Origin of the sequence: [Erwinia] mediterraneensis (assembly GCF_900604315.1) — a bacterium.
Taxonomy (GTDB): domain Bacteria; phylum Pseudomonadota; class Gammaproteobacteria; order Enterobacterales; family Enterobacteriaceae; genus Pantoea; species Pantoea mediterraneensis_A.
The window spans coordinates 3,544,988-3,559,418 of the sequence record NZ_LR026978.1; the positions used below are offsets into that span (position 1 = coordinate 3,544,988).

Below are 14,431 nucleotides of genomic sequence, written 5' to 3' on the forward strand. Positions count from 1 at the left end.
GGACGTGGTTTTAAGCTGGCAATAAAAAAGCCAGCCCGAAGGCTGGCCTGATAAGGAAAATATAAGGCGTTAGCTTATTTTTTCACTTCCTGCCAGCGGCCGTCGATATAGAAGACGGACCAGCCTGTCGCTTTACCCTCTTTTTCCGAGGCGACATATTGCTGACGGGTTTTACGACTGAAGCGTACCAGCGTTTTATTGCCCTCCGGATCGACGGCAGGCGCCTCTGCCAGATACTTCAGTTTTTCCGGCAAACGATCGCTGAAGCGTTGCAACTCTTCCACCAGCGGCGCGCGGGTTTCACGCGATTTCGGGAAGGTGTTGGCAGCCAGGAACACCCCGGCAGCGCCATCGCGCAGAACAAAGTAAGCATCCGACTTCTCGCACGGCAGTTCCGGTAACGGCACCGGATCTTCTTTCGGCGGTGCGACTTCACCGTTGCGCAGGATCTTACGCGTATTTTTACAGTCGTCGTTGGTGCAGGCCATATACTTGCCGAAACGTCCCATTTTCAGGTGCATTTCTGAGCCGCATTTCTCACACTCCACCACCGGACCGTCATAACCTTTGATGCGGAATTCGCCCTGCTCAATTTCGTAACCTTCGCATTCCGGGTTGTTACCACAGACGTGCAGTTTACGCTGGTTATCGATCAGATAACTGTCCATCGCCGTGCCGCATTTGCCGCAACGACGGCGGGCACGCAGAGCGTTAGTTTCAGCATCATCCCCTTCCAGCACGTTCAGGACTTCGTTTTCCGGAATCAGGTTGATGGTCTGCTTACAACGCTCTTTCGGGGCCAGCGCATAGCCTGAACAACCAAGGAACACACCGGTGCTGGCAGTACGGATCCCCATTTTGCGCCCGCAGGTCGGGCAATCAATGGAGGTCAGCACCATCTGGTTGGGCTGCATGCCCCCCTCTTCCGGATCCTTTTCCGCCTGGCTCAGCTGCTGGCTGAAATCGGCAAAGAAGTTATCCAGGACCGCTTTCCACTCCGCATGATTATTCGCTACCTGGTCGAGGCTGTCTTCCATGTGCGCGGTAAAGTCGTAATTCATCAGATCGCGGAAATTTTCTTCCAGACGATCGGTGACAATTTCCCCCATCTTCTCAGCATAGAAGCGGCGGTTTTCAACCCGCACATAGCCACGATCCTGAATGGTAGAAATAATCGACGCATAGGTAGACGGACGGCCAATGCCACGCTTTTCCAGTTCACGCACCAGCGAAGCTTCGCTGAAACGGGCCGGTGGTTTGGTGAAGTGCTGGCTCGGCACCAGTTGCTGCAGGTCGAGCTGTTCACCCACATTGACCGGCGGCAAGGTACGATCTTCATCATTTTTGCGCAGCGCAGGCATTACGCGGGTCCAGCCATCAAAACGCAGCGTACGGCCTTTTGCCTTCAGGCGGAAGTCGGCGGCGGCGACCGTCAGCGTGGTGGAATCATATTGCGCCGGCACCATCTGACAGGCCACAAACTGACGCCAGATCAGCTGATAGAGCTTCTGCGCGTCCGCTTCCATATCTTTCAGTTTTTCCGCCTGCACATTCACATCAGAAGGACGGATCGCTTCGTGCGCTTCCTGAGAGTTCTCTTTGCTGGCGTAGGTGTTCGCCGATGACGGCAGATATCTGGCGCCAAAGTTTTCATCTATATAGCCACGCGCCATTGCGATGGCATCCTGGCTCAGGTTTGTGGAATCGGTACGCATATAGGTGATATGCCCCGCTTCGTATAACCGCTGCGCCATCATCATGGTTTTCTTTACGCCAAAGCCCAGGCGGGTACTGGCCGCCTGCTGCAGCGTAGAGGTAATAAAGGGAGCGCCAGGCTTGCTGCTGGTCGGTTTATCTTCCCGATCCACTACCTCGAAACGCGCTTTTTGTAACAGCGCCACGGCCGCCTGCGTTTGTTCGCCATTCACCGGACGGAACGCTTTCTCGCCCTGGTGAGTGACCTGCATCGGCAGCGCGTCTCCCTGCGGCGTAGTGAGCTCGGCATTCAGTTCCCAGTACTCTTCCGGAACGAAGGCTTTGATTTCACGTTCGCGTTCCACCACCAGTCGCACAGCGACCGACTGAACGCGGCCCGCAGAAAGGCCACGGGCAATTTTCTTCCACAGCAGGGGCGAAACCATATAGCCCACCACGCGGTCCATAAAGCGTCGTGCCTGCTGCGCATTAACACGGTCAATGTTCAGCTCGCCGGGCTGTTCAAACGCCTGACGAATCGCATTTTTGGTGATTTCGTTAAACACCACGCGGCTGAAGCGTTTGTCATCGCCGCCGATCACTTCCCGCAGGTGCCAGGCAATGGCTTCCCCTTCGCGGTCAAGGTCGGTAGCGAGATAGATGTGGTCGGCGCTGGCGGCCAACGCTTTCAGTTCAGAGACCACCTTTTCTTTACCCGGCAGAATCTGATAATTCGCCTGCCAGCCATGATAGGGATCAACGCCCATACGACTGACCAGCGCCGCTTTTTCATCTTTTTTAACTTTTTTACCCGCTTTTCCGGGTGCCGCATCAGCACTCTTTTTGGCGGTTGAACCACTGGTCGGCAAATCCCGGATATGACCGACGCTGGATTTCACCACGTAGTCATTGCCGAGGTATTTATTGATTGTTTTGGCTTTTGCCGGGGACTCAACGATAACGAGTGCTTTACCCATAATAACCTTTACCTAATGAAAACGTCCTGATAAACGGGAGTGGATTAGATACCCAAAAACCCATCGGGTTCAATATTGCTGCGCCACTTTACTTTTTCAAGGCAGCAGGGTAAATCTCAGGCCAGATTGCATAAGCTTATGCAACTTTTTGATTACAATCGCGTTTTCTATCTGACTTTATCACGCATCCTGGCGTAATCTCCCCAAATTCTGAATCGCCCACACTCTACCTGATAAAATACGTTACGCAACTTAATTAGCACTCTGTTTAATTTTTCGCCACTTTTTATCGTCAGAAGTTCAATTCAGCACAGGGAGCAACTGGCATGTAATATAGAAAGGTTTCGTCTGGTGTCAAAAAATGTTGAGCACTGTAAAGTTAAAACGAAGCCATTTGCACACCAGATTTAACTGGAAAATTCCCTGCGCCTGAAAAAATAATACCAATTATTTTATCGCTTTTCCCTCAGATAAGATGATGTAAAAACAAACCCTGAGGGACGTTTCACAACTTCGCTTTTCCTTAATAAAAGCCGTTACTGAAAACGATAAACGCGCCCCTGTTTACCCGCTCTGTTTGCAGCATTCGCCGCTGACGTGCAGAGATAAAAAAACCCGGCCAGAGCCGGGTTTGCATTACGGCAGCGGCTTCTCGCCGCGCTGCCAAAATTTCAATACCAGCCGTTCTGCTACCGCCCCCATACTGTGGGTAAAGCGATCGATCATTTTTTTGCGTCGGGCATAACGCACGCCCAGCACATTATATGTTGCCATCTGGCTGATGATCAGTTCATCGCTGGTGCCAATCTCGTCGATCAGCCCCTTCGCCAGCGCCTGGCGGCCGAACCAGTATTCCCCGGTCGCGACCTCCTCAATATTCAGCCCCGGCCGCATCTGATGGACAAAATCTTTAAACAGCACATGGGTTTCATTCAGATTTTCGCGGAATTTTTCCCGGCCTTCTTCCGTGTTCTCACCAAACATCGTCAGGGTACGCTTGTACTCGCCTGCCGTGTGCAGCTCAACCTCAATATCGTTGCGCTTCAGCAGCCGGTTGAAGTTAGGGATCTGCGCGACCACGCCGATGGAGCCGATGATGGAGAAAGGCGCAGCCACAATGCGGTCCGCGACACAGGCCATCATATAGCCGCCACTGGCGGCCACTTTATCCACGGCCGCCGTCAGGCGTAACCCGTGGTCACGCAGACGCTGCAGCTGCGAGGCCGCCAGGCCGTAGCCATGTACGACGCCGCCCGGGCTCTCCAGACGCAGCAGCACCTCATCGCCAGGGACAGCCACGGCGAGCACTGCCGAAACCTCTTCGCGCAGCGAGGCGACTTCTGCCGCATCCACGCTGCCGCGAAAATCGAGCACATAAAGCGTGGGCCGGGCTGCAGGAATGATCCCCTGCTTTGCCTGCAGTTTCTCCGCTTTCGTCCGCTCTTTTTCCTCTTTTTTATGCCGTTTAAGCCACTCTTTTTGCTCGTGCGGCTTCATCTTCGCCAGCAGAAGATCATCCTTCATATGCTGATACTCTTCGCCCAGATGGCTCAGCCGTAGCTGGCCGCTCTGACTGCGTTTACGCTGACTCAGGTTAACGATAATGAGCGCGATAGCGGCAATCGCCACCACCAGTGTTACCGCCTTCGCCAGAAATAATCCATACTGAAACAGTAAATCCATTCCGCCGCCTTATTAAACAGTGAATTAGAGCAAGCCGTTAGTTTACCGGCTTCACAGCCATTCGTCGCCTGAATTGCCAGCAGCTGGCACAGAATGCGCCTGCCGGTGATTGCACCTGAAGAAGAAATCAGGCATAAAGCCCCAAAGTATCTCAGACCTTTGTTAAAGGATATCGCTGTGCACTATCAACCAAAAAGCGATCTGCTTACCAATCGCATCATCCTCGTGACCGGTGCTTCCGACGGCATTGGCCGTGAAGCCGCGCTGACCTACGCCCGTTATGGCGCCGAGGTCATCCTGCTGGGACGAAACCTGGAAAAACTGCAGGCGGTCGAACGTGCCATCAGTCAGTTAAACGCGCGTCCGGCGCGCAGCTTTACTCTGGATCTCTCCAGCGCCACGCCGGAGAGCTGTCAGCAGCTGGCGCAGGCGATTGGCGACCAGGTGCCCCGTCTTGATGGTGTGCTGCACAACGCCGGTATTCTGGGCGATATCGTTCCGCTGGCGGAACTGGATCCCCGGGTCTGGGGCGAAGTGATGCAGATCAACCTTGATGCGACCTTTTACCTTACCCAGGCCCTGCTGCCTCTGCTACTCAAATCCGCTGCCGGCTCGCTGGTTTTCACCACCTCCAGCGTTGGTCGCGAAGGACGTGCGGGCTGGGGAGCGTACGCGGTGTCGAAATTCGCTACCGAAGGCATGATGCAGGTGCTGGCCGATGAGTATAAAAATCGCCATTTACGGGTGAACTGCATTAACCCGGGCGGTACACGCACCAAAATGCGCGCCAGCGCCTTCCCGGAAGAGGATGCCAGCAAGCTGAAAACGCCAGCGGATCTGATGCCCCTTTATCTCTATCTGATGGGCGATGACAGCCGACGCAAGACGGGCATCAGCTTTGATGCGCAGCCCGGCAGAAAACCGGGGCCCGCTGAATAATGCAGGATGATCGCCATAAGCAGCGCCAGCAGCGGCTGAAAGAACAGGTGGATGCGCGCATCGCTGCCGCTGATCAACAGCGCGGCATCATGATGGTATTTACCGGAAACGGCAAAGGGAAAACCACCGCCGCCTTTGGCACTGCTCTGCGTGCGGTGGGACATGGCAAGAAAGTCGGCGCGATTCAGTTTATCAAAGGGGAATGGCCCAACGGGGAGCGTAACCTGCTGGCGCAGCACGGCGTCGAGTTTCAGGTAATGGCGACAGGTTTTACCTGGGAAACCCAGAACCGGCAGAGTGACACCGAGGCCTGTCTGGCGGTGTGGCAGCATGCCGAACGCATGCTGGCCGATGCCGATCTCGATCTGGTAATCCTGGATGAAATTACCTATATGGTCACGATGGATTACCTGCCGCTGGAGCGGCTGATGGCGGCACTCAGCCAGCGCCCGGCGCAGCAAAACGTAATTCTGACTGGCCGCGGCTGTCACCGGCAATTAATGGAGATGGCGGATACGGTCACTGAGATGCGTCCGGTTAAGCACGCGTTTGATGCAGGCATTCAGGCACAACAGGGCATTGACTGGTAGCAGGAAACTGCGCAGCCGTCTGGCGGCTGCGCGGCCTCGTTAGCTGCGTTTACTGCTGCGGCGCGCCCCGCTCACCTGGCTGTGACGTTTCACGGCCCGACGAATCTGGTTCGCTTTGGTACGACGACGATCTTTTTCCACCGCCAGTTTGGTCACGGTCTCTTCTTTCATCTCCACCAGGGTGCGTAAATAGTTCACCGCAGCGAGATCCAGCTCCATCCAGCCGCCACGCGGCAGTCCTTTTGGCAGAGAGATATCCCCGTAGCGTACACGGATCAGTCGGCTCACCTGCACGCCCACCGCTTCCCACAGACGACGCACTTCACGATTACGTCCTTCGGTCAGTGTCACATTATACCACTGGTTGATGCCTTCGCCGCCGCCAAACTTAATAGTTTTGAACGCCGCCGGACCATCTTCCAGCTGCACGCCACGGCTGAGCTGACGCACTTTGTCGTTATCCACTTCGCCAAATACGCGTACCGCATATTCACGTTCAACTTCCCGACTCGGGTGCATCAGACGGTTGGCCAGTTCGCCATCGGTGGTGAACAGCATCAGACCGCAGGTATTCACGTCCAGACGTCCTACCGCAATCCAGCGTGAACCACGCAGTTTTGGCAGGCGATCAAACACCGTGGGGCGTCCTTCCGGATCGTTACGCGTACAGAGTTCGCCTTCCGGTTTGTAATAGGCCAGCACGCGGCACACTTCGGTGGCGGATTCCGCAATTGATACCAGATGACCGTCGATACGGATTTTCAGGGACTTGCTGGGTTCGATACGATCGCCCAGGGTGGCGAGTTTGCCATCCACACTGACACGACCCGCAGAAATCATCGCTTCGATTTCGCGACGCGAGCCGTGACCGGCGCGCGCTAAAACTTTTTGTAATTTTTCGCTCATTGAGCTGCCTCGCTGTCGCCTTCACAGGCGTCGTGGTAATGAACAGAGTTGTCAGGGATTACCAGCCCCTGACCAGATAATCGGCATGGCTGATGCGCGTGGCACCGGCAAATGCGAGTTGACCGGCTATTCTACACCACTCCTTCCGCTTCTGGACATCTTTTCCTGAGATTGTCGCTGAGATAAATCGGCCAGGCAGGTTCACGTTAACCCAGTCTGCGCCGAAAAAGCTGGACATCCTCTGCCATTTCCCGCTACATCAGTATTTTATCTGGCACATTTCCGTTAGATCATGGCTGATACAGCGGTATAAATAAATTACCCCGTTTTTTCACATCGGGATTGAATTAAGGCGCTATTTTTTGTGTTATTTAATCGCCGCCGCCTGCCCTTAATTGTCTGGTTATAAAAGTTGTGTAGAATTCTTTTCCATGCCAAAGGTCGCGCCTGAATATGACTCAGTCATGCTTTAGCGCATACCTAAAATAAAGGCTTTGATCCTTAAGGTTAAATTTAAAATTTATTCTAAAAACAAGCGGCGTATAACGGACGCCTGCGCCACTCCTGCTTAGGGATGAGCTGGCATTAGTATGTCAATTTCTTCACCAGGAAATTTAACGACATGCTTATTAAAAGTTAATATCATGAAAAAAATCGCTTTATTATCAGCGCTCGCGGTGCTGGCGCTGAGCGGTTGCTCTGTGGGCCAGACCCGCTACAGCCGGGATGCGCTGCAGCATGTCGACATGAGCGTAACCGGCATTCCGACGATTTTAGGTCTGGGCACCCTGGGCACCAGCATTCCTGTTACCCCGCAATATAGTCTGACCGCTGCGCATGTGGCGAAATATGCCGTTCAGCGCGTTAAAGCCTGGCACCCTTATTGCGATATCGCCCTTATTTATCATAAAAATGATGCTGATACTCTGGCCCGATTTCGCAGCAGTGAGATCGGCGATCGGGTAAAGATGTATGGTTACAGTTTTATTTCCGCCCTGCCGGTTGAATCGTCGGGCGTTAATCTGGCGCGCACCGCTATTCGCAATCGCTGGAATAAAAGCCCTTGCCTGGCGATGGCGTCAAATGCGGGGGTGGTACAGGGCATGTCGGGCGGCGGCGTTTATAACGCAGACGCAACGCTGAGCGGAGTGATTGTCGGCTACAGCAACGAGATTAAGCAGCGCCGCAACGGGAAAGTAATATTGAAAGATGTCTCGCTCTATATTCCCTACGCCGATTTCAAAAACTGGCTGGAAGAGAATCTCGGTCAGACACCCGCCACAGGTGTCTGACTGCAAACATCACTGGAAGGGGCGCGTGTCTCCGACACCGGCACGCACGATCACCGGCGAGTCATCGGTCAGATCCACCACCGTGGTGGGTTGCTGACCGAGCGTCCCGCCATGCATGATCAGATCGACCTGTTTGCCGATACTCATCTGGATCTCCTCCGGGTCCGACTCGGTAAAGTCATTGCCCGGCAGCATCAGCGAGGTCGACATCATAGGCGCATTCAGCGCCTCCAGCAGCGCCAGCGCGACCGGGTTGGAGGGCACGCGCAGACCGATCGTTTTACGCTTCTCGTTCATCAGACGGCGCGGTACTTCTTTGGTCGCCTTCAGGATAAAGGTGTAGCTGCCTGGGGTATTGTTTTTAATCAGACGGAAAGCGCTGTTGTCGACGTGAGAATAAATGGACAATTCCGACAAATCACGACACATCAGCGTGAAATTATGCTGTTCATCCAGCTGGCGAATACGGCAGATACGCTCCATGGCGTTTTTTTCTTCAAGCCGACAACCCAGCGCATATCCCGAATCGGTCGGATAGACAATCACACTGCCTTTGTTCAGATAATCCACCGCCTGTTTGATCAGGCGCGGTTGGGGATTATCGGGATGGATATGAAATAATTGACTCATAAAAACCTCGTGTCACCTTTCCGTGTCGTTGATAGCCGGTGCCAGCGCAGGAAAACGTTCCCAAATCGGCTCGACGCCCGCCGGTAACCAAAGCTTGCGGCCCAGTTCGATCCACGGGCAGGGTTGATGAAAATCGGACCCCTGGGAAGCGGCAAGTCCATTGTCGCGTGCATACTGCGCCAGCTGACGACGCTCATCAGGCGCCTGCTGACATTGCGCCACTTCCATGGCATCTCCGCCGACCTCTTTGAAATGCGCGATCAGGCGCTTCAGCCATTTCGCCGAGAGGCCATAGCGCCCCGGGTGCGCCAGTACCGCATAGCCGCCAGAATGATGAATTGCATCAATGGCTTGTTTAATTGTACACCATTGCGGCGGCACATAACCGGTTTTGCCCCGGGCGAGATAATGTTTGAATACCTGCGCCATGTTCCCAGCGCGGCCGATCTCGATCAGGTAACGGGCAAAGTGACCACGCGTCAGAATGCCGCCTGCCGCCAGACGCTGTGCCCCTTCCAGCGCATCAGGGATCTGCGCTTTCGCCAGACGTTCTGCAATCAATACGGCACGTGCCTGCCGCGCCGCGCTCTGCGCCGCCAGAAAACTGACCATCGCCGGGTGAGCCGTAGCGATATTTAAGCCCACAATATGGATTTCATGATTTTCCCAGCAGGTGGAGGCTTCAATGCCAGGCACAATGCTGAGCGGTAGCGCCAGACGCGCCACGGCTTCCTGAGCCGGGGCCACCCCCGCCACGCAGTCATGATCGGTAATCGCCAGCACCCCGACCCGCATCGTCACTGCGCGTTGTACCAGTGCTTCCGGGGTCAATAATCCGTCGGATGCCAGGGTATGGCTGTGTAAATCATAAAGAGGAAAACGTGAAATTTCCGTCAAGATAACTCCCGCTGAATAATATTCTGTCGGGCATGATAACGATTTTGCCTTTCGGTGAAAAAGAGTATTGACTTTTTGCCGCTGAACCAGTTAACTAGTACACAAGTTCAGTTCACGGGCAACGGGTATTTCATCATGACAACGCTTAATTCACTGTTAATGGGTTGGTGGCGCGGCTCTCCCGATATCGGGCGACGCTGTCGTGCACAATTTGCTTAAACGCTGTGCAGATACCTGAGCCCGCCATTAAAGCGGGCTTTTTTTTGAGCGAAATTCAGAGAATTCATCATGGCTAATGCGACACCAGGATTGAAGTTGATTACCGGCACCGCGCCTTACCGCGAAGATCCGGCAGCAGTATTTCATCAGTTATGCGGATCACGTCCGGCTACCCTGTTGCTGGAATCTGCGGATATCGACAGCAAGCGCAACCTGAAAAGCCTGCTGATCGTTGACAGCGCGCTGCGTATTACCGCACTGGGCAATTGCGTCACGGTGCAGGCACTGACGGAAAATGGCCGCGCCCTGCTGCCGCTGCTGGATGCGGCGTTGCCGCAGAGCGTCAGAACTGAAGCACGTCCCGATGGCCGTGAGCTCTATTTTCCCCAGACCGAAAGCGTACAGGATGAAGATTCACGTCTGCAATCGCTGTCAGTATTTGATGCACTGCGCCTGATCCCCACGCTGGTAAGAGTGCCCGAGGATGAGCGTGAAGCGATGCTGCTGGGTGGACTTTTTGCCTACGACCTGGTGGCGGGTTTTGAAGAGCTGCCTGCGCTGAAAAATGAGCAGAACTGCCCGGATTACTGCTTTTATCTGGCAGAAACCTTACTGGTGATCGATCACCAGCAACGCAGCGCCCGTCTGCAGGCCAGCTTGTTTGTGCCTTCAACCAGCGAGTTTCAGCGTTTGCAGGGCCGCATTGAACAGCTGCACGGCCAGATGCAGCAGCCTGCGCCGGCGCTGCCGGTACAGACCATGGAGCAGATGACGCTGAGCTGTAACCAGAGCGACGAAGCGTTTGGCCAGATTGTGCGTCGTATGCAAAACGCCATTCGTGTGGGAGAAATCTTCCAGGTGGTGCCGTCGCGTCGTTTCTCGCTGCCCTGTCCTTCGCCGCTGGCTGCCTATGAGACGCTGAAACACAGCAACCCCAGCCCGTACATGTTCTTTATGCAGGACCGCGACTTCTCCCTGTTCGGCGCCTCGCCCGAGAGTTCGCTGAAATATGACGCAACATCCCGTCAGATTGAAATCTACCCTATCGCCGGTACCCGTCCACGCGGTCGCCACGCGGATGGCACGCTGGATCGTGACCTTGACAGCCGTATTGAACTGGAAATGCGTACCGATCATAAAGAGCTGGCGGAGCATTTGATGCTGGTGGATCTGGCGCGTAACGATCTGGCGCGCATCTGCGAGCCGGGCAGCCGTTATCTGGCGGACCTGACCAAGGTTGATCGCTACTCCTTTGTCATGCATCTGGTGTCGCGCGTGGTAGGCAAACTGCGTGCGGATCTTGATGTACTGCACGCTTACCGCGCCTGCATGAACATGGGCACGCTGAGCGGTGCACCGAAAGTCCGCGCCATGCAGCTGATTGCTGAAGCCGAAGGTACGCGGCGCGGCAGTTATGGCGGCGCAGTGGGCTATTTCACCGCGCACGGCGATCTGGATACCTGCATCGTGATTCGCTCTGCCTGGGTAGAAAATGGCGTTGCCACCGTACAGGCGGGTGCCGGTGTGGTGCTTGACTCTGAACCACAGGCGGAAGCGGACGAGAGCCGCAATAAAGCGCGTGCCGTGCTGCGTGCCATCGCCACGGCGCACCACTGTAAGGAGATGTTCTGATGGCCGATATCCTGCTGCTCGATAATTTCGACTCTTTTACCTATAACCTGGTTGATCAGCTGCGCACCTTTGGTCACAACGTGGTGATCTACCGTAATAACGTGCCCGCTGACACTCTGATTGCGAAGCTGGAGAGCATGGAAAATCCGGTACTGATGCTCTCCCCTGGCCCTGGCGCACCGGCAGATGCGGGCTGTATGCCGGCGCTGCTGCAGAAAATCCGTGGCCGCCTGCCGGTTATCGGTATCTGCCTCGGGCATCAGGCGATTGTGGAAGCCTATGGCGGTCAGGTCGGCCAGGCGGGCGAAATTCTGCATGGTAAAGCGTCGGCGATTACCCACGATGGCGCCGCGATGTTTGCCGGGCTGAGCAATCCGCTGCCGGTCGCCCGCTATCACTCGCTGGTCGGCAGCGATATCCCCGCCGGACTGACGGTAAACGCCAGCTTTAACGGCATGGTGATGGCCGTACGCCACGAGGCCGACCGGGTCTGTGGCTTCCAGTTCCATCCGGAATCCATTCTTACCACTCAGGGCGCACGACTGCTGGAGCAGACGCTGGCCTGGGCGCTGGCGAAATAACAGAGATATGCACATGCAACCGATACTGGAAAAGCTTTATCAGGCACAGACGCTGAGTCAGGCAGAAAGCCATCAATTGTTCAGCGCTATTATTACCGGACAACTGGAACCCACACAGCTTGCCGCCGCGTTAATCGCCATGAAAGTGCGTGGCGAGCGCCCGGAAGAGATCGCCGGTGCCGCTTCGGCGCTGCTGGAAGATGCGAAACCTTTCCCGCGCCCCGATTATGCCTTTGCGGATATTGTCGGCACTGGCGGCGACGGCAGCAACAGCATTAATATCTCTACCGCCAGCGCCTTTGTGGCCGCCACCTGCGGTCTGAAAGTGGCCAAACACGGCAACCGCAGCGTCTCCAGCAAGTCGGGCTCCTCCGATCTGCTGGCGGCGTTCGGTATCGATCTCGATATGCCCGCAGAACAGGCACGCCGCGCGCTGGATGAACTTAACGTCTGCTTTCTTTTCGCGCCGCAGTACCACAGCGGTTTCCGTCATGCGATGCCAGTACGCCAGCAGCTGAAAACGCGTACGCTGTTTAATGTGCTCGGCCCACTGATTAACCCGGCTCGCCCGCCGCTGGCGGTGATCGGCGTTTATCATCCGGAACTGGTGCTGCCGATTGCCCAGACCTTGAAAGTGCTCGGCTATCAGCGTGCGGCGGTAGTGCATGGCGGCGGTATGGATGAAGTGGCGCTACACAGCAACACTCAGGTGGCGGAACTGCGCGAAGGGGAAATCACCAGTTACCAGCTCTCGCCGGAAGATTTCGGTCTTAACTTCCATCCCAAAGAGGCGCTTGCGGGCGGTACACCGGAAGAAAATCGTGACATTCTCAGCCGTTTGCTCCAGGGTAAAGGCCAGCAGGCGCACGAGGAAGCGGTCGCTATCAATGTTGCGATGCTTCTGAAAGTATTCGGTAATGAGGATTTGCGAGACAACGCACAGCGCGCGCTGGCGGCTATTCGTAGCGGTCAGGCATACGAGCGTGTGGTTGCACTGGCAGCACGAGGATAACCATGCAGGAAACCGTACTTCACAAAATTGTTCAGGATAAAGCGGTGTGGGTCGCAGCGCGCAAAGCGCAACAGCCGCTGGCCACCTTTCAGGATAAGGTAGAACCTGCCACGCGCAGCTTCTACGCGGCACTGCAGGGACCCCGCACGGCCTTTATTCTGGAGTGTAAAAAAGCGTCACCTTCGAAAGGGGTGATCCGCGAAGATTTCGATCCGGCGGCCATCGCGGCAGTGTATCGTCATCATGCCTCTGCGGTTTCCGTTCTGACAGATGAGAAATATTTTCACGGCAGCTTCGACTTTTTGCCCATCGTCAGTGCAGCCCTGACCCAGCCGGTATTGTGCAAAGATTTTATTATCGACCCTTATCAGATCTACCTGGCGCGTTACTATCAGGCGGATGCCATTCTGCTGATGCTGTCGGTGCTGGATGATGAACAGTATCGCGCGCTGGCTGCCGTGGCGCACAGCCTGAAAATGGGCGTGCTGACCGAAGTCAGCAACGAAGCGGAGCTGGAGCGCGCCATTGCGCTGGAAGCGAAAGTGGTGGGTATCAATAACCGCGATCTGCGTGACCTCTCCATCGATCTGGAACGTACGCGTCAGCTGGCGCCGCGCCTCTCCCACGGCGTGACGGTGATTAGCGAATCCGGTATTCACAGTTACGCCCAGGTGCGTGAGCTGAGCCATTACGCCAACGGTTTTCTTATCGGCTCGGCGCTGATGGGCGAAAACGATCTCAACCTGGCAGTGCGCCGTGTTCTGCTGGGTGATAACAAGGTCTGCGGCCTGACCCGTGCGGAAGATGCGCGTGCAGCACACGAAGCGGGCGCTATTTATGGCGGTCTGATCTTTGCTGCCGGGTCGCCGCGCCAGATTACGCTGGAGCAGGCGCAGAGTGTGGTGGCTGCCGCGCCGCTGAACTATGTTGGCGTAGTGCGCAACGCAGAAATCAGTGACGTTGTCACTCTTGCTGAGACGCTGGCGCTGACAGCGGTGCAGCTGCACGGCGACGAAGACCCTGCATATGTCGCTGCGTTACGTGCGGCGCTGCCTGCTCAGGTAGAGATCTGGAAAGCGTTGAGTATTGACTCAGCGCTGCCTGCGCGCGACTGGCCGCATGTGGATCGTTATATCTTTGACAACGCCCGGGGTGGTAGCGGTCAGCGTTTTGACTGGTCGCTGCTGCAGGGGCAGGATTTAAGCAATGTGATGCTGGCAGGCGGACTCAGCGCCGCTAACTGCGTGGAAGCGGCACGGCTGGGCTGTGCGGGCCTGGATTTTAACTCCGGGGTGGAGTCTGCGCCAGGCATTAAAGATGGCAGCAAACTCGCGGCGGTATTCCGCTCCCTGCGCGCTTATTGATTGGCAGGCCCGTC

10 protein-coding genes, 1 pseudogene and 1 other annotated feature are annotated in these 14,431 nt (G+C 55.6%); of the genes and pseudogenes, 6 read left to right on the plus strand and 5 right to left on the minus strand.

What is annotated here, in order from left to right; genetic code table 11:
* Window positions 1-74 precede the first annotated feature (74 nt).
* Together topA and sohB are read right to left on the minus strand one after the other, a co-directional pair.
* Window positions 75-2,672, minus strand: coding sequence for a type I DNA topoisomerase (gene topA, locus E0E17_RS16685; RefSeq protein ID WP_130835117.1), 2,598 nt, complete (start codon window positions 2,670-2,672; stop codon window positions 75-77).
* A gap of 636 nt (window positions 2,673-3,308) precedes the next feature.
* Window positions 3,309-4,355: a protease SohB gene (gene sohB / locus E0E17_RS16690; protein WP_130835118.1), complete on the minus strand. Its 1,047-nt coding sequence runs from the start codon at window positions 4,353-4,355 to the stop codon at window positions 3,309-3,311.
* Window positions 4,356-4,532: 177 nt separating this feature from the next.
* Between sohB and E0E17_RS16695 the strand changes: the two genes are divergently transcribed.
* Window positions 4,533-5,294, plus strand: coding sequence for a YciK family oxidoreductase (locus E0E17_RS16695; protein WP_130835119.1), 762 nt, complete (start codon window positions 4,533-4,535; stop codon window positions 5,292-5,294).
* A complete protein-coding gene (gene cobO / locus E0E17_RS16700) occupies window positions 5,294-5,884 on the plus strand; it encodes a cob(I)yrinic acid a,c-diamide adenosyltransferase (protein WP_130835120.1) in 591 nt (196 codons plus the stop codon). Before E0E17_RS16695 ends, cobO begins: the two co-directional genes overlap by 1 nt.
* A 39-nt stretch (window positions 5,885-5,923) precedes the next feature.
* Here the strand turns inward: cobO and rluB are convergent, their stop codons facing one another.
* Window positions 5,924-6,790, minus strand: coding sequence for a 23S rRNA pseudouridine(2605) synthase RluB (gene rluB / locus E0E17_RS16705; RefSeq protein WP_130835121.1), 867 nt, complete (start codon window positions 6,788-6,790; stop codon window positions 5,924-5,926).
* A 644-nt stretch (window positions 6,791-7,434) separates the two neighbouring features.
* On the opposite strand from rluB, the gene E0E17_RS16710 reads away from it, so the two are divergent.
* Window positions 7,435-8,082, plus strand: coding sequence for a S1 family serine peptidase (locus E0E17_RS16710; protein WP_130835122.1), 648 nt, complete (start codon window positions 7,435-7,437; stop codon window positions 8,080-8,082).
* Between the two features lie 9 nt (window positions 8,083-8,091).
* On the opposite strand, the gene E0E17_RS16715 is transcribed toward E0E17_RS16710, so the two are convergent.
* Together E0E17_RS16715 and rnm are read right to left on the minus strand one after the other, a co-directional pair.
* Entirely contained in the window at window positions 8,092-8,712 is a 621-nt protein-coding gene (locus E0E17_RS16715) for an L-threonylcarbamoyladenylate synthase (RefSeq protein ID WP_130835123.1), read from the minus strand.
* 12 nt (window positions 8,713-8,724) lie between these two features.
* Window positions 8,725-9,609, minus strand: a complete 885-nt coding sequence (gene rnm, locus E0E17_RS16720; protein ID WP_130835124.1) for an RNase RNM — start codon at window positions 9,607-9,609, stop codon at window positions 8,725-8,727.
* A 159-nt stretch (window positions 9,610-9,768) separates the two neighbouring features.
* Window positions 9,769-9,874: a sequence feature (Trp leader region), on the plus strand.
* Window positions 9,875-9,897: 23 nt separating this feature from the next.
* Between rnm and E0E17_RS16725 the strand changes: the two genes are divergently transcribed.
* The 3 genes and pseudogenes from E0E17_RS16725 (at window position 9,898) to trpCF (ending at window position 14,417) form a co-directional block, all read left to right on the plus strand.
* Entirely contained in the window at window positions 9,898-11,460 is a 1,563-nt protein-coding gene (locus E0E17_RS16725; protein ID WP_130835125.1) for an anthranilate synthase component 1, read from the plus strand.
* Window positions 11,460-13,053 (plus strand): annotated as a pseudogene (gene trpD, locus E0E17_RS20465) (bifunctional anthranilate synthase glutamate amidotransferase component TrpG/anthranilate phosphoribosyltransferase TrpD). Before E0E17_RS16725 ends, trpD begins: the two are co-directional and overlap by 1 nt.
* 2 nt (window positions 13,054-13,055) lie before the next feature.
* A complete protein-coding gene (gene trpCF, locus E0E17_RS16740; RefSeq protein ID WP_130835128.1) occupies window positions 13,056-14,417 on the plus strand; it encodes a bifunctional indole-3-glycerol-phosphate synthase TrpC/phosphoribosylanthranilate isomerase TrpF in 1,362 nt (453 codons plus the stop codon).
* Window positions 14,418-14,431: the final 14 nt, after the last annotated feature.